Annotated in this window: 16 protein-coding genes; 5 read left to right on the top strand and 11 right to left on the bottom strand. The window is 66.7% G+C overall.

Annotated features, from left to right (window positions below):
• Window positions 1-91 precede the first annotated feature (91 nt).
• Window positions 92-2,140: a glycosyl hydrolase family 18 protein gene (locus tag RUU78_RS05565; protein ID WP_313914515.1), complete on the bottom strand. Its 2,049-nt coding sequence runs from the start codon at window positions 2,138-2,140 to the stop codon at window positions 92-94.
• Between the two features lie 807 nt (window positions 2,141-2,947).
• Window positions 2,948-4,216 (bottom strand): TIGR03862 family flavoprotein, encoded by a 1,269-nt coding sequence (locus tag RUU78_RS05560; protein ID WP_313914512.1) that lies wholly within the window; start codon window positions 4,214-4,216, stop codon window positions 2,948-2,950.
• Between the two features lie 128 nt (window positions 4,217-4,344).
• On the opposite strand from RUU78_RS05560, the gene RUU78_RS05555 reads away from it, so the two are divergent.
• Window positions 4,345-5,130 (top strand): hypothetical protein, encoded by a 786-nt coding sequence (locus RUU78_RS05555; protein ID WP_313914510.1) that lies wholly within the window; start codon window positions 4,345-4,347, stop codon window positions 5,128-5,130.
• A 42-nt stretch (window positions 5,131-5,172) separates the two neighbouring features.
• On the opposite strand, the gene RUU78_RS05550 is transcribed toward RUU78_RS05555, so the two are convergent.
• Window positions 5,173-8,025: a collagenase gene (locus RUU78_RS05550; RefSeq protein WP_313914509.1), complete on the bottom strand. Its 2,853-nt coding sequence runs from the start codon at window positions 8,023-8,025 to the stop codon at window positions 5,173-5,175.
• 446 nt (window positions 8,026-8,471) lie between these two features.
• On the opposite strand from RUU78_RS05550, the gene RUU78_RS05545 reads away from it, so the two are divergent.
• Together RUU78_RS05545 and RUU78_RS05540 are read left to right on the top strand one after the other, a co-directional pair.
• Complete coding sequence (locus RUU78_RS05545; RefSeq protein WP_313914507.1) at window positions 8,472-8,906, top strand: Lrp/AsnC family transcriptional regulator; 435 nt, start codon at window positions 8,472-8,474, stop codon at window positions 8,904-8,906.
• A 149-nt stretch (window positions 8,907-9,055) separates the two neighbouring features.
• Complete coding sequence (locus RUU78_RS05540; RefSeq protein WP_313914506.1) at window positions 9,056-11,104, top strand: multicopper oxidase family protein; 2,049 nt, start codon at window positions 9,056-9,058, stop codon at window positions 11,102-11,104.
• 276 nt (window positions 11,105-11,380) lie between these two features.
• On the opposite strand, the gene RUU78_RS05535 is transcribed toward RUU78_RS05540, so the two are convergent.
• The 5 genes from RUU78_RS05535 to RUU78_RS05515 form a co-directional block, all read right to left on the bottom strand.
• Window positions 11,381-12,280, bottom strand: a complete 900-nt coding sequence (locus tag RUU78_RS05535; protein ID WP_313914504.1) for an OmpA family protein — start codon at window positions 12,278-12,280, stop codon at window positions 11,381-11,383.
• A 3-nt stretch (window positions 12,281-12,283) separates the two neighbouring features.
• Entirely contained in the window at window positions 12,284-12,652 is a 369-nt protein-coding gene (locus tag RUU78_RS05530) for a DUF4398 domain-containing protein (RefSeq protein ID WP_313914502.1), read from the bottom strand.
• Window positions 12,653-12,684: 32 nt separating this feature from the next.
• Complete coding sequence (locus RUU78_RS05525) at window positions 12,685-12,990, bottom strand: hypothetical protein (protein ID WP_313914500.1); 306 nt, start codon at window positions 12,988-12,990, stop codon at window positions 12,685-12,687.
• Between the two features lie 10 nt (window positions 12,991-13,000).
• Window positions 13,001-13,375 carry a hypothetical protein gene (locus RUU78_RS05520; protein ID WP_313914498.1) on the bottom strand — a complete coding sequence of 125 codons (375 nt, stop codon included), beginning with the start codon at window positions 13,373-13,375 and terminating at the stop codon, window positions 13,001-13,003.
• A gap of 199 nt (window positions 13,376-13,574) precedes the next feature.
• Window positions 13,575-14,267, bottom strand: coding sequence for a PDZ domain-containing protein (locus tag RUU78_RS05515; RefSeq protein ID WP_313914496.1), 693 nt, complete (start codon window positions 14,265-14,267; stop codon window positions 13,575-13,577).
• 248 nt (window positions 14,268-14,515) lie between these two features.
• Here RUU78_RS05515 and RUU78_RS05510 point away from each other — a divergent pair, with 248 nt between their 5' ends.
• Entirely contained in the window at window positions 14,516-15,373 is an 858-nt protein-coding gene (locus RUU78_RS05510; RefSeq protein ID WP_313914495.1) for a DMT family transporter, read from the top strand.
• Window positions 15,374-15,409: 36 nt separating this feature from the next.
• Window positions 15,410-15,895, top strand: a complete 486-nt coding sequence (locus tag RUU78_RS05505) for an 8-oxo-dGTP diphosphatase (RefSeq protein WP_313914494.1) — start codon at window positions 15,410-15,412, stop codon at window positions 15,893-15,895.
• A 314-nt stretch (window positions 15,896-16,209) separates the two neighbouring features.
• On the opposite strand, the gene RUU78_RS05500 is transcribed toward RUU78_RS05505, so the two are convergent.
• From RUU78_RS05500 to RUU78_RS05490, 3 genes are all read right to left on the bottom strand, one after another.
• On the bottom strand, window positions 16,210-17,895 hold the full coding sequence (locus RUU78_RS05500) for a hypothetical protein (RefSeq protein WP_313914492.1): 1,686 nt from the start codon (window positions 17,893-17,895) through the stop codon (window positions 16,210-16,212).
• Between the two features lie 164 nt (window positions 17,896-18,059).
• Window positions 18,060-20,492 carry a zinc-dependent metalloprotease gene (locus RUU78_RS05495; RefSeq protein WP_313914490.1) on the bottom strand — a complete coding sequence of 811 codons (2,433 nt, stop codon included), beginning with the start codon at window positions 20,490-20,492 and terminating at the stop codon, window positions 18,060-18,062.
• A 157-nt stretch (window positions 20,493-20,649) separates the two neighbouring features.
• Window positions 20,650-25,869, bottom strand: coding sequence for a proprotein convertase P-domain-containing protein (locus RUU78_RS05490; protein WP_313914488.1), 5,220 nt, complete (start codon window positions 25,867-25,869; stop codon window positions 20,650-20,652).
• Window positions 25,870-26,118: the final 249 nt, after the last annotated feature.

Here is a 26,118-nt window from a genome sequence, read left to right as displayed (position 1 = left end):
ACTGCCCGTTGGCGGCCTGAACCCGGCGGGGCGCACATGGAAAAACGGCGCGGTTGCCCGCGCCGTTTCCGTATCAACCGCCGGCTGCGTGTTACTGCAAGCCGTCCTTGATCGCCTGCGCCAGTGAACCTTGCGCATCGTCGCCGCTGAATTCCCAGAAGAACGCACCGCCGAGGTTCTGATTCTTCACGTACTGCATCTTCTCGAACACCATGGACGGATCGTCGTAGCTCCAGAAGGTGTTTCCGCTGAGCAGCCAGTGCGCACGTGCGGTGGCGTCGGTGTGGTGGCTGCCGGACTTGGTCTTGATGACCTTGTAGTCCTCGATGCCAGCCTCGTAGGTGGCCGGGGCGGCGGTGCCGGTCTGGTACAGGCCGTTGTTGGTCGACGACACATTGGTCCAGCCGCGGCCGTAGAAGCCGATGCCGAGGTTGAGCTTCGACGCTGGCACGCCGCGGCTGCGGAACGCCTGGATCGCATCGTGGGAGTTATAGGATCGCGTGTCGCCCGTGGACGGGTCGGCCGGCGAGCCGTATAGCGCCGAGTGATGGTTGGTGATCGGATCGAATGCACCGTGGAAGTCGTACGTCATCACGTTGATGAAATCCAGGTACTGGTGGTAGTTGCCCGGATCGGTCACGCGGATCTTGTCGATGCCGGCGCCGACGGCGACGGTCAGCAGCAGGCCGGGACGCACCGCGTTGAGCTGGCGGCGGAACTCGGCCAGCAGTGCGGTGAAGTTCGCGTTGTCCTCGGGCGAGCCGCAGCTCAGTCCGCAGGCGACCGGGTACTCCCAGTCGAGATCGATGCCGTCGAACACGCCGGCCGCCGCGCCCGCGCCACCGGCGCCGTCGGTCACCGGCAGGTTGCCGCGGATATAGGCGTCGATGCACGAGGAGACGAAGGCGACGCGGTTTTCCGGGCGTGCCGCGCTGGAGAAGCCGCGCGAGTAGGTCCAGCCGCCGAGCGAGATCAGTACCTTGATGTTGGGATACTTGGCCTTGAGCTTCTTGAGCTGGTTCCAGTTGCCGCGCAGCGGCTGGTCCCAGGTGTCTCCGACATTGTCCACACTTTCACCCGCGGCGAAGGCCTTGGTGTAGTCGGCGAACGCATCGCCGCCGGTGCCGGTATTCGGATCCGACGGAATCGTCAGGCCCACTTCGCAGCGGTTGTTGCGCACGTTGCCGAAGGCGTAGTTGATGTGCGTGAGCTTGGCCGCGCTGTTGCTCGTGTCGATGTTCTTGACGCGATAGTTGCGGCCGTAGATTCCCCACTGCACGAAATAACCGAGTACGGTTTTCGCGCCGCCGACGATGATGGGCCGTGTGCGTGCCGTAACCGGCGCGCTCTGCGCCGAGGCGCCTGCCTCGCTGACGGCGGCGACGGTGAAGCTGTAGTTGGTGTCGGGGTTCAGCCCGCTGTTGGTGAAGCTGTTCGTCGTCACTTCGCCCTGCTGCGCGCCGCCGCGGAAGACGCGGTATCTGATCGTGCAGTTCGGACCCGCGGCGACGCTGCCCCAACCGAGGCTGATGCTGTTGCTGGTCTGCGACGGCGAGGTCAGTCCGGCCGGCACCGAGGGCACGGTTGTGCAGGTGCCGCCGTTGGGATTGGTGGTGACGGTCAGCGGGGACGACTGTGCCGAGGCATTCGTTGCGCCGTCGCGGGCACGGACGCGGTAGGTGTAGCTGGTGTTCGCGGCGAGGCCGCTGTCGGTATACGTGGTCGCGGTCGGGCTACCGACAAGCGTGGTGCCGCGATAGACGTCATAGCCGGCGACGCCGCTGCCGCCGGCGTTGTCGGTCGAGGCCGCCCAGCTCAGTGAGATCGAGCTGCTGGTACGCGACGGCGAGCTGAGATTGGCCGGCACGCTCGGCGCGATGGTGTCGGTCGGTCCGGTGCCGCAGGCGCCGAGGTCCGCATACCAGCCGCAGCTGGGGCAGTGCGTCGGTGGGGCGTTCCAGATCGGGATGTTGGCCTGATACAGACGGTTCTGGTAGACCATCCTGTCGCCGGCATTGTAGATCGCCGACTGGCTCCAGGCGGCGACGCCGCTGCAGTTGGCTGTCTGCGCGGACGCGGTCCACGCGGTTGTGGAAAGTGCTGCAAAAACAAGATTGGCAAAAGCTGATCGGAAGCGCATGTCCTTGACTCCGTTGCGAGTGAGTGCGGAGAGCGAAACCGGGGAGCAGCGAGGCTGCGACAACGCAGACGGCAGCGGCAGGGGCTGGCTTCGTGCGGGCGGCTTCAGGGACCACGCGCACGCCGGCGACGATTCCCGTGCGGGAAGGCCGCGCGACAGCAGCTGCCGCCATCGCCGGTCCGGAACGATTCCGGGCGCGATGGCAGTACCGACATGCCCTCCCCGGACACATCGTCTGCGGCGACAGATCCACTGCTGCATCCGTATCCGTACGGCCAGTGCCCCCGCACTGCCGCGATCGAACCCGGCCAGGCCCGGTTCTTCCGCTCGCCGCAGCTGTGCTGCGGTCGGCGGTTCCTTCCGTGGTGCGCTGTGCCGTAACGCGGCGCAACGCCGGATGCGCGGTCTTCGCCGCAGCGTCGTGGCTTCATCCAGGCCGGCGATCCCCGCCAGCATCCGCCGCATTTCGCGGCGACTTCCCTGTCGACGGCAGATGCCGCCAGCCCGACGCGGGGCCTACAGTGCGCGTCGTTGACAACGTTGTCAACAAGTTCTCTTTCGGGACTTGCGAGCGTCATCACACTACGGTGAACTTGTTGCGCCGCAGCGTGAAAACCAGGCCCTGGGTTGGGCGGGAGCCCGCTTCAGGTAAGCCTTATCCTCATGTTAGTGCGCCATTTGATTGAAATTTTTCCGGTTCTGCCGACAAGGCGCAACGTGTTCGCGGCGCAACAAACGTGATTCATCGCCGGCGCGACCGCGGGCAACAGAAAATGACAACGTGAGCCGTAGCCGCACAGCGCAGACTTATGCGGCAGAGGGACCTGCGGTCTGGTCGCGCAGCCAGCGCGCCGCGCCGAGCCCGGCGATGCGGCCGCTGGCCATGCTCGCCGTGAGCAGGTAGCCGCCGGTCGGCGCTTCCCAGTCGAGCATTTCGCCGGCGCAGAAAACGCCGGGCAGGGCGCGCAACATCAGGTGCTCGTCCAGCGCCTCGAGGCGCACGCCGCCGGCCGTGCTGATCGCTTCGGCGACCGGCCGTGGGCTGCGCAGGCGCAACGGCAGTGACTTGATCGTCGCGGCGAGCCGTTCAGTGTCGTCGAGCGCGTGCTTGCCGAGCACTTCGTAGAGCAGTCCCGCCTTGACGCCAGCGAGGCGGGCCTGGCGGCGCAGATGCTCGCTGGCCGAGCGGCTGCCGCGCGGCTTGCCCAGATCGCGCTGCAGCTGTGCCTGCGTCTGTGCCGGCGCGAGGTCGAGCGAGATCCCAGCAACGCCGTCGCGGTTGATCGTCTCGCGCAGGTCGGCCGAGGCCGCGTAGATCAGGCTGCCTTCGATGCCGCCGCCGGTGATGACGAACTCACCCTGGCGCGTCGTCGCGCGGCCGTCCGTATCCGTCCAGCGCAGCGTGACCGGCTTGACCGGCGCGCCGGCGAAACGGCTCGTGAAATGCGCTGACCAGTCCACGTCGAACCCGCAGTTCGCCGGCTGGAGCGGCGCGATGTCGATGCCGCGCGCCGCCAGCGGGGCGACCCAGGCGCCGTCGGACCCGAGCACCGGCCAGCTCGCGCCGCCTAGCGCGAGCACGCAGGCACCGGCCGCGACGGTGTGTTCCATGCCTTCGCGATCGCGCAGGCGCAGTTGGCCGTTCGCGTCCCAGCCGACGAATCGCTGCTGTACGTGAAACTGCACGCCGTGCTCGCGCAGGCGGCGTACCCAGCCGCGCAACAACGGCGCGGCTTTCAGATCCTGCGGGAATACTCGGCCCGAACTGCCGACGAAGGTCTCGACGCCGAGGCCTCGCGCCCAGGCGCGCAGCGCATCGGCGTCGAACTTATGCAGCCATTCCTGTACCGCGCCGGCGCGCGCGCCGAAGCGCGCAACAAAATCCACAAAGGGCTCCGAATGGGTGAGATTGAGTCCGCCCTTTCCGGCGATCAGGAACTTGCGCCCGACCGAACCCATCGCGTCGAACAGATGCACCGGCACGCCGGCGGCGCAGGCGGTTTCAGCGGCCATGAGGCCGGCCGGTCCACCGCCGATGACGACGAGGCTTTCCGGGGTGACGGGAACTGAGGACATGGCCGCCGCCGCGCGAAGGGGCGCGCATCATACGCGAGCCTTCGCAGGGGTGCCGCGGTTGACGGATTCGCGAGGCCGCCGGTGCGCAAAGCCGTTAGCCTATGCGCGTTCTGTAGATGGAGCGGTCCATGCGTCGATATGTGCTGATTCTCGGTGTGTTTTTGCTCGGTGGGTGCGATCGCGAACCCGCGTCGCCGTCGGGTTCTGGCGATGCCGCAGCGGGCACGAGCCGGCCGAAAAAGGTCGTGCCGGGCGTGCGCGTGCAAGCGAAGGCCTTGCCTGAGCACCTGAAAGCGGTTCCCGCAGTGCCTGCGGCGATCGCGCCGGAACCGGCGGCAGCGCCGCCATCGCCAGCCATCGAGGCGATGCGCGCGAAGCTCGAACAAGCCGGCTTCGGTTCGCTGGCCGGTAGCGACTGGAGCGACATCGACGAAGACGGCCTGCGGCCGGAATCGGTCCTGCGCGCGGCCGGACTGCTGGTCTGGTTCGACGTGGAAACCGGCACGTTCCCGAATCAGCACGATGGCCGGTTGCGCGAGCTTGCCACGGCCGCCGCGGGCGATCTGGCCGGCGTGGTGTTCGAGGAGATCCCGCCCGAAGAAACCGATGACGGCGGACGCTACGTGCTGAACGCCTACACCGACGGCAAGCGCTGGAGCGTCAACGCGGAAAATTACGGCGACTGGTACGACGTCGACGCGATGTTGCGCCTGGGCAATGCGCTGCTGCGTGATCGCGGCAGCGATCGGCGCATGCTGCTGCTGGTCAGCGAGGACCAGACCGCTGAAGTCGTCGTCGCGCCGCGAGCCGCGCTCGGTTCGGCGCTGCGTGAGGGCTTGCTGCACGCGGGCGACCCGGCTGTCGCGCGCGAGGCGGGGCAGGCGTTCGAAGCGAGTGTCAGACAGAAACGGTAAGGCGCGAGGCGGTGGGCCGTCCCTGGCCCGAATCTCTTGCGCTCAGAACTCCGTACTGATCGTCACCCCGCTGAACCCCGTTGCCGCATGCAGGCTGACGTAGTAATACCCCGCCGGCGGATTCGCGATCGTCAGGGTTTCGCCGTTTCCGGCATTGACCGAACGTTGCTGGTAGCTGCCCGTCGTGGCCCAGGTCGCCGCGTTCGCGTAGAGGTTGGCATCGCCGCTGCCGCCGCTGCTGCGGATGCGCAGCTGGCTCGTGCCGGCCGGGATCTGCAGGTAGAAATACGCAGTGTTGCCCTGGGTCGCGGCCATGTTGCTGCGCTGGCAGTTCTTGCCGAGTACGCGCACGTCGCCGCCGGCGCATTCAGGCAGACCGGCCGGTGGCGTGAAGCTCGCCACGAGCGTCGCACCCGAAAACGCGCTGTACGCGTTGAGCATCACGTGATAGCGGCCAGCCTGCGGTGTGGCGACGGTGCAGGTTTCCGCGTTGCCACCGAGGTAGGGGCGGCAGTCGTACGCGCTCGTCGTCGGCGCACTGCCGAAGCGCACATACAGGTCGGCGTCGCCGCCGCCGCCGCTCAGGGCGATGCGCAGGTTGGTCGAGCCGGCCGGCACGTCGATCGTGAAGGCCAGACTGGCGCTCTGTGCTGCGGAAAGATTGGTACGGGCCACGCCGTTGCTCAATTCGCCGCCACCGGCCGGTGCGGTGACTGCGACACTGCGCGTGACGCTGTGCGTGGCGCCGTCGTCGTCAGTCACGGTGAGCACGACGCTGTAGCTGCCGGCAGTCGCATAGGTCTTGGCCGGACTGGCCGCGGTCGAACTGCTGCCGTCGCCGAAGTTCCAGCTGCGTGCCACGATGCTGCCGTCACTGTCGCTCGAGCCGTCGCTGAAGTTCACGACGAGACCGTTCGCGACAAAGCTGAAACTTGCCGTCGGCGGCTGGTTCGTGTTGCCGCCGCAGCCGCTGCCGCTCGGGTTCGCGACGCAGGCGAGGAAGCCGCGGAACTCGGTGTCGTAGCGCGTGCCGATCCCGGCCATGAAGCTCGCGTAGCCGCTGTAGTTGCCGAGGCGGAAGTAGCCGAGGATCGAGCTCACGTCGCCCCGGTGTTTCTCGAACAGGAAGCGCACGGCGAGATAGCCCCAGCGATAGACGCGGTTGGTGCCGCTGTTGTAGTCGTTCTGGAATACGGTGCTCAGCGCATAGGTGCCGGCGGCGGCCTCGCTGACCGCGGCGCTGTAGGCGAGGTTGCGGTAGCCGTAGGACATGTACTCGGCGAAGCCTTCGACCCACCAGACGGTCTTCTGCGCCATGGCGGCGGAGAAATCGCCGTACATGTCGAAGCGCCCGTCGAGGTAGTGCACGTATTCGTGGGTCAGGTTCCAGATCTCGAACGTCGGCCGTACCCATTCGGCTTCATAGGCGATGAAACGCGCCTGGTTGCCGGCGACGGACGGATCACCTTCGAGGTACATGCCGCCGTTGTTGGTGTCGATGCCGAACAGCGCGCCGGCGTAGGTGCCGTAGTCGTCGCTGCTGTCGAACACGACCATTTCCAGCGCACTGTTGTTGTCGTTGGCAACGGGCACGCGGTTGCTCGCTACCTGCTGGTGGAAGTAGTTCTCCTGCCCGGCGACGGTGGTACAGGCACTGGCGATCTCGGCCTGGCTCATGGACTGCGCGCGCAGGCGCAGCGTGGCGCTGCACGAATGGCTGATCGGTAGCACGGCGGCGGACAGGCGCTGCTGGAAATCGCACAAGGCGTAGTAGCTGCAGTTCGGTTTGTCGTAATAGTCGACCATCTCGCCGAGCGCGACCCACAGCGGCGCGGTCGTGCCCGTCACGGCGCTGCGGTCGAGCAGGGTCTTCGCACGCGATCGTGCGAGCGTCTGCAGGTTGCCACCGTATTGCAGGAAGCGGCCGAGTTCGCGGCCGGCGTTGGCGACGAGATAGCTGTCGTCCTGGCCGAGGCGCGCGAAGTGGGTATTGGCGAAGGAATACAGCGTATCGACGATGGAGGGGTCGGACTGCACGAGGCTGACGAAGCTCGCGTCGTAGTGGCCGCGGAACAGCACGATGAACGCGTTGTTCGTCGCGGACTTCATCCAGAAGTAGGGCGCATACGTCGTCGGGTTGTAGCTGCCGAGCACGCGCTTGACGACGGACAGGTAGCGCGCGTTTTCACCAGCGCTGTCGATCAGCGTCATGTACTCGGCCAGCACTTCGCCGTGCGCATCGTTGACGAGACCGAAATTCGCGTTGGCGGCGAAAGCGTCGAGGGCTGGCCGCACCGCATTGCGCAGCGTCGTGCCGTAGCTGCCGATCGTGGCCGGATCGTAGTACTGCACGTAGTAGCCGGCGCGCAGGAACAAGATCAGCTGTAGCGCGCTGCCGCTGTTGCTACCGTTGTAGTTCGCCGCGGTACCTTGCAGCGCGGTCGCGATGCTGGCCATCTGTGCTTCGCGGAACGTCGAATACGCGGTGTTGCCGGACAAGGTGAACAGGCTGTTGATGCATTCGCTGTCGGCGGCCTTGACCGCATTGACGAGCGCGGTACCGCTGAGGCTCGCGAACTGCGCGCTGTTGCAGGCGGCCTTGAGTTCCCTGTCGGGCGAAGACGGTCGCGACAGTTGCAGCGCCGCGGCGTCAGGCAGGTCGTAGTCGGAGCGGTGCAGTTCGCGCAGCGCGGAAGCCGGTGGGCGTTGAGCAGCGCTGATTTTCTGTTCGCGATGCCGATGCGGCGCGGCGGCAATGGCTTCGACCGACGCTGATTTTGTCGTGCCCCCCGGTGGCGCTGCGGCATCGTCGGCGTGGCTCAGAGGCGGCAGCAGGATCGCGGCGAGCAGCGCCGCGCCAAAAACGATGGATCGATGACGTGCATTACGAAACATGACATTCCCTCCCAGATGTGCGGATTCCCCGTGCCGGGCCGGCTCGTGACGGCATTCGCCCGTGCGGCGGAAAATTTAGGAGTCGGCGCCGTCGCCGTATTGTCATATTCGCGGCGAAACCCGCGCGAATGGGTATGCTTCGCTTTAAAAAGTAAATGATAGAAAAATGAATAAAAGTGAGAAGAAAATGCGCCGTCCTGCGCTGCGGCGCGCAATGCCAAATGGTCGGCGGCCCTCGCCCGATATCCGCGCCGGATAATCCCGTCGCCTGTGTCACAAACCTGACGTCTCATACCGAAATCGCCGCGCGCTGCGCCGGTTACGGCATGACAGCGCCCGCCGCCCGCGCGACAGTCATGGGGGCCGGTGCCATTGGACGCGATTGCGGACGCGACCGCCGCCGCCCATTCGGCCCTGGACGCCGCCACTTCAGCCGTAGACCCGCCATGCACGCCATCGACACCAAAGACCGACTGCTGCTCGAACTGCTGTATCGCAATGCGCGCCTGCCGCTGAAGACGATCGCGGCGCGCGTGGGCCTGGCGCGCAGCTCGGTGCGCGAGCGCGTCGCGCGTCTGGAGAGCAGCGGTGTGATCCGTGGCTACCGCGCCGACGTGGCCTGGCCGCAGCCGGAGACGTCGATCCAGGCCTACCTCTGCCTGCGCCTGCGTCAGACGCCGGCAACCGGCCTGATCCGTCGCCTGCGCGATCGACCGGAACTGGAGCGCTGTTGCTCGCTCGGCGGCGAGGTCGACCTGGTCCTGAGCGCGAGCGCCGGTTCGATCGCGGCGCTCAACGCACTGCGCGACTGGCTGGCAGGCCAGGAGGAGGTCGCGTCGGTGTCGACCTCGATCGTGCTCAACGAGGAATTCCGGCGCTGATAGCGCGCGTCGGTTCCGGAGACGACAACGGGCGCTGATAGCTTTTGTCGCAAAATCACGATTGTGTTAGCGTCGAACAGCGAAAGCGGTGGCGTCACCGGGCAATCTGCCGGACGCCGGATTCGAATCGTTTCAAGGGGAAAATCCAGATGAGATCGACCGGTGCGTTTGGTACGCAGCGCAGTGCTGCGCGGGTGAATTGTGGGCGGGTGCGCTACGCGTTGCCTGCAGTGCTGCTGGCGGTAGCCGTGACGGCTCAGGCCGCCGATCGCGTCGACGCGCCACCGGTGGCGGCGCAGATCAAGCGCGCGGCGGAGATGGTGCGCAAGGGCGCCGCGGAAAGCGTAGAGAGCCTGCACGGCATGCGCCTGCCGGCGGTCGCGCCGCACGAGGCGAAGCTCGCGCTCGACATCGACTTCACCGAGTCGACCATCTTCAATCCGGCCACCGGCAAGGACGACCGCGTGAAGCTGCGTTCCTACCGCAGCCCCGGCACCGACCCGAAGATTCCGTTCGTCGCGCCGCTGATCGAGATCCAGCCCGGCGAGACCGTGCGCATCGCGCTCAACAACAAGCTGCCGAAAGAACCCGACTGCGCCAGGAACATCCCGAGCATCAACACGCCGCACTGCTTCAACAGCACGAACCTGCATTCGCACGGCCTCTGGGTCAGCCCCTCGGGCAACAGCGACAACGTGCTGATCGCGCTGCTGCCGGGCGTGCAATTCGAATACGAGTACAACATTCCAGCGGACCATCCGTCCGGCACGTTCTGGTATCACCCGCACATGCACGGCTCCACCGCGCTGCAGGTCGCCAGCGGCATGGCCGGTACGCTGATCGTGCGTGGCAACCGCCGACCGACCGACCAGCATAACGGCGACATCGACACGCTGCTGGTGGAGAAGGGCGAGCGCATCACCGAACGCGTGGTGCAGCTGCAGCAGGTGCAGTACGCCTGCCGCGACAAGGAAACCGACAAGATCAAGACGCGCACGGTCGAGAAGGACGGCAAGCAGGTCGTTGTCGCCTGGGTCTGCGATGAAGGCGACATCGGCCAGATCACGCGCTACGACGACCAGTTCGGTCAGACCAGCTGGATCGAATCGGGCCGCTATACCAGCATCAACGGCCAGGTGCTGCCGACCTTCACCGACGCCAGGGCCGGTGCGATCGAGCGCTGGCGTGTCGTGCACGCCGGCGTGCGCAACAGCGTCAATCTGCAATTCAAGAAGATGAAGGGCGATGCCAAGGCGTTCGACCGGCTTGCCGTCGCCGAGCAGCAGAGCTGGATCGACGCAAACTGCACCGGCGACGCGTTGCCGCAGTTCGAGATTGCGAGCGACGGACTGACCCACACTCAGGCCATCCGCAAGAGCAGCAACGTGCTGCAGCCGGGCTATCGCAGCGACGTGCTCGTCGTGTTCCCGCAAGCCGGCGACTACTGCGTCATCGACGCCGACGCGACGGCCGATTCCTCCGTGAGCTGGACCGCCGAAAGCCGCCAGCTGCTCGGCAAGGTCGTGGTGGGCAAGGGTGGAAGCGATGTGGCCGGCGACCCGCAGCCGTACGTGATCAAGACGCTGAGCGCGATGGCCGACGCGACGCAGGATCCTTCCGTCGTGGCCAAGGTCAAGAGCGATCTCGCCAATGGCCTGCACCTCGACGCCTTCGTGCCGCATCCGACGATTCCGGACAGCGAGCTGACCAATCGCGACGGCAAGCCGGCGCAGGAAATGCAGTTCAGCATCGTGTCGGTGCCCGATCCGGCGGACCCGACGAAGAAGGTCACGAACTTCCAGGTCGACAATGCGCCGTACAACCCGAAAGAAGCGCGCCAGCTGGTACTCGGTCGCGTGGAGGAATGGAAGCTGACCTCGATCAGCGGCAGCCACCCGTTCCATATCCACGTGAATCCGTTCCAGATCGATCGCGTCATCGATACGAAGAACGGCAACAGGGACGTCAGTGTGCCCGGCAGCGGCGACACGTCCTACGACGGCCTCAAGGGCACCTGGAAAGACACCTTGTGGATCAAGGCCGGGTTCGACGTCTACGTGCGCACGCGCTACGAGCGTTACATCGGCGAATACGTACTGCATTGCCACATCCTCGATCACGAGGACCAGGGCATGATGCAGAACGTGCGCGTGGTGCTGCCGGACGGAAAGGGCGGCGGTACGTACGGGCATCACTGAGTCACTGAACGAGGTCGCCAGACTCCAGACCACGGCTTCGTCGCCTTACACCAGATCTCCACAACCCTGGCCAACGCGTTGCGTTGGCCGATCCGGCCCGTAGGGCGCTAAGAGCGATCAGAACCTGCGGTTCTGAGCGATCACTCTTCACCCCCTTGACTCAAGGGGGCTCCAAAAGCAAGGCTGGTGACTTTCGTACGTTCTGATCGCGTTGGTTCAAAGCAAAAACAAATGGCGCCCTTTCCGGCGCCGTTTGTTTTTGCGATGCAGTGAAAACTAACGAATCGCGACAGTGTTCTGCACGATCACTTCGACGCGCCGATTCTGCAGTCGACCGCCGGTGCTGCCGTTGTCGGCGACCGGGAAGTCCGGGCCCATGCCACGTACGGTGATGCGCGCCGGGCTGACGCCGTGGCCGACGAGATAGCTCTGTACCGACTGCGCACGGCGCAGCGAGAGGTCGACGTTGTGCTCGCGCGAACCGGTCGAGTCGGTATGGCCTTCGATCGCGACGCTGCCGCGATCGTCGCTGCGCAACGCTAGCGCCAGCTGGTCGAGACTGCGCGCGGCGCCGGGCTTGAGTTCGGCGCGGTCGGTTTCGAACAGAACGTCACCGAGCGTCACGACCATGCCGCGCTGGGTTTCCTTGGCCTGCAATTCGGCCAACTGGGCGCGCGCTGCCTGCGCATCCATGCGCGCTTCGGTCGCGGCGATGCGCTCGTCGTTGGCGCGCTGCTCGGCCGATTGCGCGGCGGCGGTTGCCGCCGAGACATCGGCACGTGCCGCGGAGATGTCGGCGCGAGCGATGGCCAGGTCGCGTGAGCGTGCTTCCGACAGCAGTTGTTCGCGTTCGCGGCCGAGATTCTGGGCATGCTGCTCGGCGAAGCGCGCCAGGCCTTCGGCTTCGGCAGTCTTGACGAGGCGGTCGGCGATGTAGACACCGTGGTCGAACAGGTCGCGATCGAGCCGGCGTCCGTCACGCACCAGCGTCGAGACCGCATCGTCGGCCTTGCTCAGCTCGACCTGGGCCGTCGAGGCGATGCGCTGGTCGTTGTGCAGGCGCTGCAGTTCGGACTGCAGACGCACGATTTCCGGTGCCGGACCGCGCGGGGTGCTGGCGCAGGCGCCGAGCAGGAGGGTGGATGAAACGGCGAATACGAGATGGCGAATTTTCATGGCTTAGCCTCCTGCGCGGCCGAGTTCGATGCGCAGCGTGCGCACTGCCGCTTCGACTTCTTCGGTAGTTGCCTCGGCGCGGGCCTGGCGGCTGCGTGCTTCGGCGAGAATGGCGTCCGCGCGGGTCTTTTCCGACGCGAGCATGCTGTCGGTCCAGTCGCGGTCGTTGGCGAGGCCCTGCGCGTGAGCCATGCCGCTGCGCGCCGTGGTGAGGTCAGACATCGCGAACTGCGCCGCACCGGCGCGTTCGGCCGCGTCCAGTGCGCTTTGCGCGGCGGTCATCGCGAGTTCCGCATCGTGGCGGTTGGCGGCGGCGGCCATGCCCGGCAGTGCGAGTGCTGCGATCAAGATCCAGGTTCTGATGATTTTCATGACGGAGTTCCTGCGGTGGTTTCGGACGGCGCTCACCAGCGCTCGAATTCGCGCGGGGAGATGCGCATGTCGCGGTTCTTGTCGGCGAACTCGAAATCATTGGCGAGCGTGCGATAGGCGACAGCTTCGTTCTCGTCGATGCTGCCGTTGCCGTTGCGGTCTAGTTGGGCAAACGCCGGCCTGGCCTCAGCTGGCTCTGCTGCGGGCTGGCCGTAGCGCACGACGAGATTGCCGCGCGGGCTGGGGTATTCGACCTGACGCAAGCCGTCCGACGATCCGGTCTGGGCTGACGCGGCGGCGGTGCCGCAGCACAGGATGATGGCTAGTAGTGTCTTCATGGCAGATCTCTCAGCGGATCTTGGCGCGCAGCTCGCGCCCGAGCTCGGCCAGCGCATGGACCGCTTCGCTGAAGCGTGGGGACACTTCCTTGGCGATGCGCGGCAAGACCTTCTTGTCGGCGCTCGAATTCGAGAGCACCTTGCGTACGGCGGCCAGACCGACGCCGACGGCCACCGCCAGCGGCACCAGTACCTTGGCAGAGCGCAGCTTCTTCGCGGTTTCGGACATCGTGCCCGCGCGCCGCGCCTTGATCTCGGTGGACTTCTTTGCGACCGCACCGGTAGCGGCGGCGGCCTTGGTTCGCGTGGTCTTTCGTGCGGTGGGCGACTTGCTCGTAGCGGCCTTCGTGGCCACCGTTCCGTTCGACGTTGTCTTACGCGCCATGACCCGACTCCTCTGTGATAGTCGAGCCAGTCACAACAGTTTTTGTGCCAGCTGCGCCGCAAGGCCTAAGTCACTGGCGATGCGGCGAATTTGTTCGAGGCGAACGCGGCTTTTTCAGGCAGAACGCCGATTGCCGCACGGGTTTCGTGCAGCCTGCCCGGCGCGGTGGAGGCCGCGAGCGTCGGGCACCCGACTGCGTCTACTGCGGCTGCGTCCCGGCAAAGGTTCGGCCGAGCTGGACCTTGCGCTGCACCGTTTCGGTGCCGCGGGCGAGATTGAGTTCGACCGTACGCCCCATGTTTTCACGCAGCAGCGATTGAAAATTCGCACGATCTTTCACCGCTGAGTCGCCGAGCGCGGTGATGATGTCGCCCGGGCGCAGATTGGCGCGCGAGGCCGGGCTTTCGCCAACCACGTCGCCCAGACGTACGCCGCCGGCCGGGAAGGACTTGCGCTCCTGCGCGTTGAGATCGCGGAACGTCGCGCCGAATACCAGGCGCACGCGCACGAAATAGGCGGCACTGAGTCCGCCTGCGTCGGCCTGCGCATACCAGCGGATCTTGTCGGCGCCGAGCAACTGGCCCTGCTCGGTGATCCACGCGCGTGCGCGTTCGTCGTCCTGCCGGTGATGGCTGATGCCGAGCAGTACATAGGCCTGCGGCGTCAGCGCTTCCTGGTCGGTCGCGAGCGCCTTGCCCGGTAGCATTTCCGCCGTTGCGGCGGGCGCTGCGCGCAGCGGATCGATCACGGCCGGCTCGCGTCCGGCGATCGCCTCGTAGCGATTGTCCGCATCGGCCGCCAGGCCCGGTGATTCCGGCTCGCGCGACACGCGTGTCGTCGCGCAGCCCGCGAGCACGGCACACAGCAGCAGCGCGACAGGACGAAGGTTCATGGCGTTCTCGCAGGGGATACGGCCGGCGAGCATGCCTGTGCGGACGTTATGGACACGTTGAACGGCGTCGCCGTCTGCCTGTGCGCGCTGACGCCGGTCGTGTCGTCACTCAGCGCGTCATGATGATGGAGCCGTGCAGAAGGACGAGTTGCGGAAGGACGTCGGAGTGCCGCGGCGGAGCACCGTTTTGTTCGCCTGCGTCACGCCGACGATCGCCTATACTGGCGCGCTCCCCACGAAGCGTTCCGATGACTTCCCACCTGCGCGGCATCCTGTGCATGCTCGCCGCCGTCGCCACCTTCGCGCTCATGGATACCGGCATGAAGCTGCTGGCGGCGCACTATCCGGCGACCCAGGTCGCGGCACTGCGCGGGCTGGCGTCGTGGCCGTTCATCGTCGTCTGGGTGCTGCTGGCCGGTGGGCCGCGACAGCTGATCCAGGTGCGCTGGCCGCTGCACCTGCTGCGTGGCGTGCTGGCGGTGGCGATGCTCGCGGCCTTCGCGTTCGCGCTCAAGCAATTGCCGCTCGCCGAAGCCTATGCCCTGTTCTTCGTCGCGCCGCTGCTGATCACGGCGCTGGCGGTGCCCTTGCTTGGCGAGCATGTCGGCTGGCGCCGCTGGTGCGCGATCGGCGTCGGTCTGTTCGGCACCGTCGTGATCCTGCGGCCGACGGGGCAGGGCATGCTGTCGCTGAGCGGACTGGCCGTGCTCGGCGCGGCGCTGGCCTACGCGATCAGCGCCATCAGCGTGCGTCTGCTGGGAAAGACCGATACGACGCAGGCGATGGTGTTCTGGATGCTGACCCTGCTCAGCGTGTTCGCGACGCTGCTGGCCTGGCCCGAATGGCGCAGCGTGCGCGGCGCGGATGCCTGGCTGCTCGCCGGTGTCGGCGCCAGCGGCGCGATCGGCCAGTACGCCGTCACCGAAGCCTTCCGCGACACGCCCGCGTCGCTCGTCGCGCCGCTGGAATACACCGCGCTGATCTGGGCGCTGGGCCTGGACTGGCTGCTCTGGCGCACCTTTCCCGACGCGGTCACCCTGCTCGGCGCCGCCATCATCGTCGCCAGCGGCCTGTACCTGATCCGGCGCCAGAGCCATGTTTCGTGATTCTTGTCGTTATCAACTTCTGATCTGTGACCACCCATGCCCTACACACCGATAGTCGCCACGCTGGGCTATGTGCTGTCCGCCGACGCACGCCGCGTGCTCATGGTCCACCGCAACGCGCGCGCGGACGATCACCAACTCGGCAAATACAACGGCCTTGGCGGCAAGATCGAACCCGACGAGGACGTGCTCGCCGGCATGCGCCGCGAAATCCACGAGGAAGCCGGCATCGACTGCACCGCGCTGACCTTCCGCGGCACGATCAGCTGGCCTGGCTTCGGCAAGCACTGCGAAGACTGGCTCGGCTTCGTGTTCGTGATCACGTGCTACGAGGGCATACCGCTCGAAAGCAACGCCGAAGGCGCGCTGGAGTGGGTGGATATCGACCGTCTGCACGAGCTGCCGATGTGGGAAGGCGACCGCGAGTTCCTGCCGCTCGTGTTCGATGACGACCCGCGTCCGTTCCACGGCGTGATGCCGTACCGGGACGGGCGCATGGTGTCGTGGAAGTTTTCGCGTTAGGGAAGTTGCGCGAACGATAGAGGCTCCGCCCCGCACCCTGGCGAGGTAACGACACCGGATGCCCATTCACGGGATTTGCGACAGCGCGTTCTTTTTTTCGCCGACGACTTGTACGACACCTCGTACTTTGTCTGCGTAGGTCTGATCGCGCGGTTCGCCGGTCATGCCGTGTCAGCGTCGAGTTCACACTGACCATTGCCGCCGCGGCTCAATCCTCCTGTGGTAGGGCGATCGCCATCACCCGGCCGCTGGCATTCGTCAACTCCGCAATTGCTCTGAAGTATGCAGGCTGGAGTGTGGTGTCGTGGACGGCGCTATGGGACATCGAACGAGCCGCGGAACAGTGATAGCGCGGTATCGACATTGACGCTGTTGTCGATCGGATTCATGTCAAAAAGAATGTTCGTGCTGCCAGTAACTCTCAGCGCCTCGCTCCAATAGTCAGCGAAGGGCCGCCGGCTGATGCGAGCGTTCAGGGCAATGTCTGCGGTTCCGCCGGCAATCACCTTGATGTGATACATGTAGGTGAACTTCCCCTCGGTCAGTAGCGGAGAAGGGCTGAAGACCGTGCAGGTGACACTGCCGGTCGTGTTGACGCACGTTGGTACGGCCTCGTCCACATAAGGTGGGAGGACGATCGTCGCGTAGAAGTCTGCCTGGGTGGGTGCGTTCAGGCGGAACCGGTAGTACACGGCGTCGCCGAGCGCCACTCGCGGCGGTGGCAGTGAAATCGCCGCGATGCTGCCATCGCCTGGCGGCGGCGGTGGAGGGGAGAGGGGTACCTGTGTCCAAGCCGCGGCGCTGTTGTTTTCTGGCGCCGGATCATTCGGCGGTGCCGTCACGGATGCGGTTACGCCGAAGAGGCCGTAGCCGAATCCGACGCCGCCCGCCGTGAGCTCCAAACGGGAGCGAGGAGGCAGGACGACGTTCTGCCGTAGTAACGTTCCCGATCCGCTCGCTATCGGACAATTCGGCGTCTCGCACACCCATTGGACGGTCATTCCGAAGTCTCCGGAAAGCAGCACTGGTGCAGCGGTGGCGCCCCGATTGATCACGGAAATGCCGTAGGACACATCCCAGTTGCCCCCGGGGTTCTCGATCCGGGCCGGGGCTACGAGTTCGATCGCAGTGTCGGTGATGGGTCCGGTAACGACGCTGTTGCTGTCGCTGTATTCGCTGCCGGCGCCGGGTACCGGATTGATGTTCACGCTGCCGAGTGGCGGCCGCACCGTTGCGCGGGTCGTCGCGAGTCCGGTTGGGCCATGTGCAACTGTGCAGCTAAGAACATAGTTCACGCTGTGGTTCGCTGGCAGATAAGCCGTGCTGTCCGCGATAGTGCCGCTGCCGGAGCCTGCACACGTCGCGCCGCCGGTGCCGCTGCAGGTCCAGGTGCAATCCGTGTATTGCGGCGGAATTACCGCCGCGACGTGTGCGCCGTCGATCGCATCGGGCCCGGCGTTGCTGACGCTCAACGCATAGGCAATAGGATCGCCGGCAGTCAGATGGCTCAGGCCGTCGCTGAGTGCGACGGTGAGTATGCCGCGCGGCGTGATCTGCGTTGTGTCACTGGACTCGTCATTGGTCGAATCGAGATCGGTAAAGTCGTCGGGTGGCTGCAGGGCTGCGTGTGCGGTCCAGCTGCCCGTCGCGCTGGCCGGGACGGTGCAGGTCGCCACATGGCGCGACTCGGCGCCGGCGGGCAGGTTCGCGCCGAGTGCCGGCGTGGTCTGGCATTGCCCGGCTGCGCTGCCGCAAGTCCAGGTACACGATGCGGCCGGCACTGTCGCCGCGATCAGCAGGCCCTCGACCGCATCCGGCCCGGCGTTGTGTGTCGTCACCGAATAGGTGATCGGCCGGCCCGGTGTTGCGTGGGTGAGATCGTCGTCGATGCGTATCGATAGGTCGCCCTGGCCCGCGCTGGCCGCGGCCGCAAACAGCAAGGACGCCATCGCCGACATGAACGGTACAGTGCGGTGCAGGCGCGGCGGCAGCTTTTTCATGGCGATCTCCTGTTGCATGGAGCGTGAACCACGATGCGTGACGTACGCAAGCAATCGTCGTTCAGTTGGCCGCGTTTACGCGGTCTGATGACCCTATCGGATTTTCGCGGCGGACATGATCTCGATGTTGCAGGGTTTCGCTCACGGCCGCCTGTTATTTCGATTCAGATCGGCGCCCCCGGCGGAATCGGCGGCAGTGGCCGTAGCTTCACCGACTTCGGATCGGCGAGATAGCGGCCGATCAGAGCCGCCGCTTCGCGCCGGCTCGCGGCGGTGCCTGCAGCGGCGGTGTTCTGTGCCAGCCACTGCTGCCAGCGCTTGAGTTCGGCACGCACGTCGGCGTCGACCTGGGCGTGCAGCTGGCCGGTCTCGAGCAGGTTCAGCGCTGCGTCGAGCGTGGTCCAGTTCGCGCTGAGCTGCACGGCGGCGGCGGCCGGCAGCGTGTCGGCCGCGGTATCGCGCTGCCACGTCGCGCGGAATGCGCCGCTGAGCACGTCGGCGACACCGGGCTGGGTCGCATCGCGCGCGCGCTGCCAGGCCAAGCGGTTCAGGCGCGCCGGATCGAACAGGAACTGCAGCGTCTGCGCGCTGGCTGCTGCCGCGGCGGCCAGCGGATCGAACACGGGTCCGCTGCGCGTGGCGAAGTATTCGCGCGTGCGTTCGTAGTCGTTGCCGGGCGGGGTCAGCAGATCGAGCACGTTGGCCGGCAGGGTCAGCTCGGTCGCGCTCAGGGTGCGCAGCAGGCGTTCGAGCGCAGCACGCTGGTCGGCGGCGACGACGGGTGCCGCGCCGGGCGTCGTATCGCCGGCCAGGCCGTAGCGGTAGCTGGCGCCGCCGAGCAGGCGCGCGACCGCTTCGGTCTGGTAGCGATGCAAAAGGTAAATGGGTACAAGGCGCGCCTCGTACTCGCCGAGCTGCCGCTCCGGCGGCAGTACGCCGCGGTCGAAGCGTTCGAGCGCGCGGCGGCGCAGCTTCAGCAACTGGTCGAAGGTCTGCAGCGACGAGGGGCCGTAGTCCCACAGCAGGCCGTCCGGATGCGCCGCGCCCGGGCTGCGCGCGTCGGCGTCGCTGACGTAGTGGAGGCCGGCCGCGGCCGCCTTGCGTCGCAACTCGGCCAGCGCGGCGTCTTCCTGTTCCGCGGGAAATTCGCCGTAGGCATGCTTGACGAGGAATTCGTCCCAGGCGCCGATGCGGTCGCCATAGGCATTCTGCAGCGCGAGATGTCCCTGGCCGTCGATCAGCTCCAGCATCGGATGCGGATAGTCGAGTACCGAGCCGTTGCCGCTGTCGTCGCGGCTAGCGGCGAAGTTGTGCGCGAAGCCGAGCGCATGGCCGACCTCGTGTGCCGCGAGCTGGCGCAGGCGCGCGAGCGCCATGTCCTGAGCCCGCTGTGCCAGCGGTGCGCCGTCGTGGCGCGCGTAGGGCGCGAGCAATGCTTCGGCGATGAGGATGTCCTGGCGCACGCGCTGCGAGCCCAGCGTGACGGCGCCCTTGATGATCTCGCCGGTGCGCGGATCGGTCAGTGCTGCGCCGTAGGACCAGCCGCGCGTCGCACGATGCACCCACAGGATGGTGTTGTAGCGGATGTCCATCGCATCCACGCCTTCGGGCAGCAGCTCGGCACGGAAGGCATCCTGATAGCCGGCCTGCTCGAACGCGCGCTTCCACCAGTTCGCGCCGTCGAGCAGGGCCGAGCGCACCGGTTCGGGCGTGCCCGGATCGAGGTAGAACACGATGGGCTTTTTCACCGGGCTCGATGCGGCGGTGGGATCGGTCTTTTCCAGACGGAAGCGCGGCTGCACGCGCACGTCGAGGCTGGCCGCGAGCGGCTGCGAGAAATCGATCACGCCCTGGCTGAAGCCACCCGAGGCCGGGTGGTAGCGGCGCGGGCGAAATCCCTCGGGTGGCAGGCGTACGAGGCTCAGATGTTGGCGCAGGCTCAGCGCGGTCGGGTCCATGCTGACCTGGCGCACGAACTCGCCTTCGCCGGCGCCCTGGAACGTCAGCAGCGCTTCGAGTTCGGTGTTGTCCGGAAAGCTGCGCGCTTCGTCGAGCAGCACCGCGCTGCGCTTCTCGTCGATGCCGTACTTGCCCTGTTTGGCCTGGTCGAGACGTTCGGCGACGCCGTGGCGGTCCGACAGCAGGAACGAGGAGAAATCGACCAGCACGCGTTCGCTGCGTGTGGACTGCAGCGCATCGCCGGCCCAGAGCACGGATTCGGCAAACGCCTCGTGCGCGCTGGCGCGTTCCGCTGTGTTCTGTGCGCTGGCCTGATAGCGCGTGTTGCGCTCGACCAGCAGCACGCGCGGTCCGGCGCGGCGGAATTCCACTTCGCGCACCGCGCCGGGTTGTCCACGATCCAGGCCCACGTCGTTGGAACCCAGGCCGTGCGGCAGCGAGGTCACGAGCAGTAGCGGCGTGTCGAGGCGCTCGAGCCCGAGCAGCACGCGGCCCTTGGCCGGGTCGCTCCAGACTTCGAAGAATCCGTCCTTGCGCTGCAGTCCCTCGAGCGCGTCGGGCGTGCGCTCGGCGGCTACAGCGGCAAAGCAGGCGATGCTCAGCGTTACGGCGGCGAACCTGCGCAGCGAAACGGTCATGTCGGTGTCTTGAGTCGGAACCAGCACCGACCTTACCCGGCCGCGACCGCGGCGGTAAATGAAGAAAGTCCCGTGCTTACGACGATATCCGCCGTACTGCGGAAACCGCCGCCGTACGCAACTGCGTACGGCGGCGGTAGCGCTCTTGCCGATGCGCCTACCGGCGCATGACGCGCCGTGTGCGCGCCGCGATGAACCACAGGCCCAGCGCGAGCAGCAGCAGGCCCGGCAGGGTCAGGCCCGGTACCGGCACGATGAGCTGGATGCCGAACACGGTGGCATTGCCCGCACCGCTGACGGAAGGATCGTCGGTGAGGCTGGTGCTTTCGTTGGTGCCGTCGGCATCGCCGTCGTAGTTCACCGTGCCCTGGTTGCTGACCGAGCCGGTCGCGCTGATCGAGACCTGTGCGGCGATCGTGATCGTCACGCTGCCGCCGGCCGCGATCGCGCCATTCCAGGTCACGCTGTTCGTACCCACGTTCGCGAGTGCGGTGCCGCTGCTGGCCGTGGCCGACACGAGGGTCAGCTGCGGCGGCAGCAGGTCGGCGAACTCGTCGCCCGGATTGTCGTTCTGCGCCGTGCCGCTGTTCGTCAGCACGATGGTGTAGCTCACATCGCGGCCCTGGGCCTGGCTGCCCGAGACGGTCTTGGTCGCAGTCACGATCGCGCCGGTCGCGTTGACGGTGGTCGTGTCGGTAGCGCTGTTGTCGGCCGGGTCGAGTTCGATCACGCCGCCCGGTGCCGTGATGCTGGCGGTGTTGCTGATGACGACACCGTTGAGGCTCGCCGCGTCGACGCTGCACAGCGCCGTGAACGTCGCGGTCGCCGCGGCCGGCAAGTCCACGCTCGCCGCGATGTTGCCGCTGCCGCTCGCCGGACAGGTGCCGCCGCCGGTGCTGGCGCAGGTCCAGGTCACGCTGACGCAGTTCGCCGGGAAGGTGTCGCTCACCGTCGCGGCGGTGACCGGGCTCGGGCCATCGTTACCGACCACGATCACGTAGCTCAGCGTGCCGCCCGGAGCGACGGCCGCGACGCCGTCGGTCTTGCTGATGGTCAGGTCGGCGGACGGATCGACCGTGTCCGTATCCGTGGCGCTGTTGTTGGCCGGATCCGGATCGGTGACGGCGGACGACACCGTCGCCGTATTGGCCAGGGTGCCGCTGACACTCGTCGCGATCGCGCAGACCGCCGTATACGTCGCGCTGCCGCCCGTGGGCAGGATGATGACGTCGGCGATGTTCCCCGCGCCCGCAGCTGTACACGATCCACCACCAGCGGCGGTGCAGCTCCAGGTGCAGGTCAGCCCCGCAGGGAAGGTGTCGGTGACGCTGACGCCGCTGGCCGTGCTCGGACCGGCGTTGCTGGCGACGATCGTGTACGTCGTACTGCCGCCCGGCGTAACGTTGCTGACGCCGTCGGTCTTGGTGATCGACAGATCCGCCGCGCTGCCGACGCCGTCGGTGTCGGTGGCGCTGTTGTTGGCCGGATTCGGATCGGTAAAGCTGGCCGGTGCGGTTACCGTCGCGGTGTTCACGATGCTGCCGCTGGCCGTTCCGCTGACACTGCAGGCCGCGGTGTAGGTGGCGATGCCGCCGCCGGGCAGGTTCACGGTGTCGCTGATGTTGCCGCTGCCCGCCGCGGTGCACGTGGCGCCGCCCGTGCCGGAGCAGGTCCAGGTGCAAGTGAGTGCCGCGGGGAAGGTGTCGGCAACGGTGGCGCCGGTTGCGGAGGACGGGCCGCCATTGCGCGCGACGATGGTATAGGTCGTCGAACCGCCGGCCACGACCGTTGCGACGCCGTCGGTCTTCGTGATCGAGAGGTCGCCCGCCGCGATCACCGTCGTCGTGTCGGTGGCGCTGTTATTGGCGGGATTGGGGTCCACGCCGAGCAAGCTCGGCGCGGTCGCGGTGTTGGTAATCACCGTGCCTGGGGCGAGGCCGCTGCTGACGCTGCAGGTAGCCGAGATGATGACGCTAGTGTCTGTCGCAATGCCGGCCGGAATGGCGAAGCTGCCCGAGCCGGATGCGGGCGTGCAAGGCAAACTGCCGCTGCAGACCCAGTTGCAGGTCAAGCCGGCCGGGAAGGTGTCGCTGATTGTCGTGGTCGTGTTGCTCGGTCCGGCGTTGAACACGTTAATGAGGTAGGTCAGGGTGCCGCCCGCTGCGACCATAGTGGCGTTGTCGGTCTTGGAGACGATCAGATCGGAGCTGGCCTGCACGCCGGTGCTGTCGGTCGCTGAGTTGTTGCCGGGTGTGGGATCGCTCACGCCGCCGGGTGCCGTGACCGTTGCGGTATTGGAGATAGGGTCGAATATCGATGCGCTGGGAGCAACCGTGCAGGTGGCGCTGTGCGTGACGCTCCCACCGGCTGGCAGGTTGACCGTCGAGTTGATATTGCCGACGCCCGACGCGGGACAGGCTCCGCCACCCGCACCCGTGCAGGTCCAGCCGCAGGAAATCAGGGGCGACGGGAAGTTATCGGTCACGGTCGCGCCAGTGACGTTGCTCGGCCCGGCGTTGCTGGTCGTGATCGTGTAGGTCGTGGAGCTCCCTGGGAATACCGTCGTCACGCCATCGGTCTTGGTGATGGAAAGGTCGGCGCTGGGGGTCAGCGTGTCCGTGTCCGTGGCCGTGTTGTTGCCCGGGGCCGGGTCAGTCGCGCCGGCAGGAACGAACACGGTGGCCGTGTTCGTCAGTGTGCCCGTCGCACTGCTGCTGATCGCGCAGGTCGCCGTGTGCGTTACGCTGGCACCCGCGGGCAGATTGACCGGCGTCAGGATGTTGCCTGAGCCGGACGCCGTGCACGTGCCGCCGCCCGTACCTGCGCAGGTCCAGGTACAGGTCAGACTGGCCGGGAAGGTGTCGTCCACGTTTACGCTGACCACGTTGCTTGGTCCTGCGTTGCTCGTGGTGATGGTGTAGGTCGTCGAGCCGCCCGGCGTTGCCGTCGTCACGCCATCGGTCTTGGTGATGGACAGGTCGGCGCTGGGGGTCAGCGTGTCGCTGTCGCTCGCCGAGTTGTTGCCAGGGGTCGGATCGGTGACGCTCGCCGGTGCCGTGACGGTCGCGGTGTTCGTCAAGGTGCCGGCTGCGGATGGGGAGATGGCGCAGCTCGCCGTATACGTGACGCTGCCACCGCTGGGCAGATTGACTGCGTCGTTGATGTTGCCGCTGCCCGCCGCCGTGCAGGTGCCGCCGCCAGCGCCGACGCAGGTCCAGGTGCAGGTCAGCGGCGCTGGGAAGGTGTCGGCGACGGTGGCGCCGGTCGCCGTGGCGGGGCCGGCATTGCTCGCGGTGATCGTGTACGTGACCGAGCCGCCCGGCGTCGCCGTGGTCACGCCGTCGGTCTTGGTGATCGCCAGATCCGCCTCGGCCACGCGGCACGCGGTGATGCTGAAGTCATCTATCGCCACACCGGCGCGCTGCACCGTGGTGTCGCTGTTCATGCGCACGGCGAATTCGACGTTTTGCCCGGCGAGTGCATCGGCGCGCGCGCGGACCTGTCCCCAGCCGGCGGCTTCGGCGACCACAACGGCCGGATTGCCGACGTTTTCCTGCATGTCGGCACCCAGGTGCTGGAACAGGTTGACGGCACTGGCCGGCACCCCGACCGGACGCAGCTCGACGGCGAAGGTATCGAACTGCGCAGCTTCTAGCTGGTACTTGTGCGCCCAGTTGACAACGACCGGCGGGCTCAGCCCAGCCAGATTGATCGCCGGCGACAGCAGTTCCTGGTTGGAGCTGGCGTCATAGGTGTTGTCGAGGTCGGTCTTCCAGCAGTTCGTGCCGCTGTTGCAGCCGGTCACGGGGGCGAAGGTCGGATTGCCGAGTTCCCACTCATCCAGCGTGCCGCTGTGGGTGAAGCCCGCGGCGCCGGACTCGAAATCGGTGGACAGCACGGTGACGGGCTCGAAGCCCGGCGCGCACGCTGGTGGAGGCGGTACTTCGCAGACGCGCAGGCTCCAGCCGTTGAGCGTGCCGCCGTCGCCAGTCGCGTCGTCGCGCATCGTCAGCGTCCAGGTGCCCCCGGCTGGCTGACCGTCGAACCACGAGAGGCGGTAGTTGAGTTCCGGCGCGACGCGGTTGCCGTTGATGACGGTGAACAGCGAGGGGATGGCCGCCTCGTCATCAAACGTGGTGTTCATCGTTGTCTGCGCGCCGACAGTGACTGAACCGATGTCGCTGAACAGGCCAACCGTGTTGCCGCCCGGTGCCGTCAGCTGCACGTCGAGGTCGGCCATGAAGTTGTGGGTGAGGTTGATCTCGACATCGAGGTCCTCGATGCGCGGATTGCCCGGGATGGTCAGTGTCGAGGTCTGGATGCTCGGGCCGTCGGCGATCGTGACCGGCACGTTGGTCGAGGTGTACGTGGTGCAGTTGACGCCGTCGTCGACCTTCGGGAACACCGTCACGTTGAGGTGATAGGTGCCGAAGGTCGTGCCGCCGGTCGGCACGCCGACGAAGACGCCGTAGGTTCCGGCGGCGTTGACGGTCGTGAAGAAGGCTTCGGAATCCGGGGTCGCGGTACCGGCGTCGTTGGCGACCAGCACCAACGGCGGGACACCGAAGGAGCCCAGGCCGACCTGTGCGTTCCATTCCGTCGTATCGCGTTCGGGATCGAGGTCGGCGCTGATGAAAACGGTGTCGCCCGCGTTGAGGTTGAGCGAATAGAAATCCGCGTCGGTCGTCGCCGAGGTGTTGCCGCTAACCCAGCCACCCGCGGGAAGCGCCTGGCCCGGGAAGGTGTCGTTCGGTTCGGTTTCAGCGGTCGGCGTGCCGCTGCGCAACTGGAAGAACAGGCGGTACGGCCGCAACTGGCTCGTGGCCACGGCGTGACTCACGCGCAGGTAGTAGGTACCGGCCGCGGGCAGTGTGGCGCCGGCGATGGTCGAGGAGGTCGCGCCGAAGGTGCCATCATCCGTGTCTGTCTCGATCACCGTGGTGCCGTCGGTGCCGATCAGCTGCAGCGTCGAATCCACCGAGGCATTGCCACTCAGGCTCGTCATCGTCGCCGCGTAGACGCGGTCGCCGGCGGCAGCCGTGAACGACCAGAAGTCGATGTCGCCATTCACGTAGATATTGCCTTCGCGCGCACTGGCCGCGCCGCTCAGGGGCGTGGCCGTCGCGAAGGTGCCGTTGGGTTCGACCTCGATCGGGTACTGGCTCGACGTCCAGGCCTGGGGCGCGGCCGAACCCCGGTTCAGCGCGGCGTTGAATCCGGTCTTGTCCGGTACGGTTGCCGGCCCGCGGTCGCTGCGCGACACGTTCGCGGCCTCGACGGTATAGGCCGGCGTATCGGCGCTGGCAATGCCGCACAGCAGAGTGACGAACACGGAGGCCAGCAGGACGCTGGCGCGGATGGCGCTGATCGGTCGCACGTCGATCTCCCCAAGAACGCGATTGCCGCCACGCTACGAGGTGCCGGCCCTGCGCACGGATGCCCTGTCCCCGGGGCGGGTCCGTGACCTGTGTCACGTTATAACTTCGCTGCCGCATGGCGTCCATGCACCGGCCGCGGCAGGACGCTCGCCTGTCGCAAGCGCGCAACGCCTGCCAGGCCTATCAGCGGGGTAGCGGTCCGCGACGGCAGAAAGTCACCAGTCCGCGGCGGCAGACGCCGCATGCAA

Source organism: Tahibacter sp., assembly GCF_032229445.1.
In the GTDB taxonomy this organism is placed as follows: domain Bacteria; phylum Pseudomonadota; class Gammaproteobacteria; order Xanthomonadales; family Rhodanobacteraceae; genus Tahibacter.
This window is presented reverse-complemented; position numbering and strand designations above follow the sequence as displayed.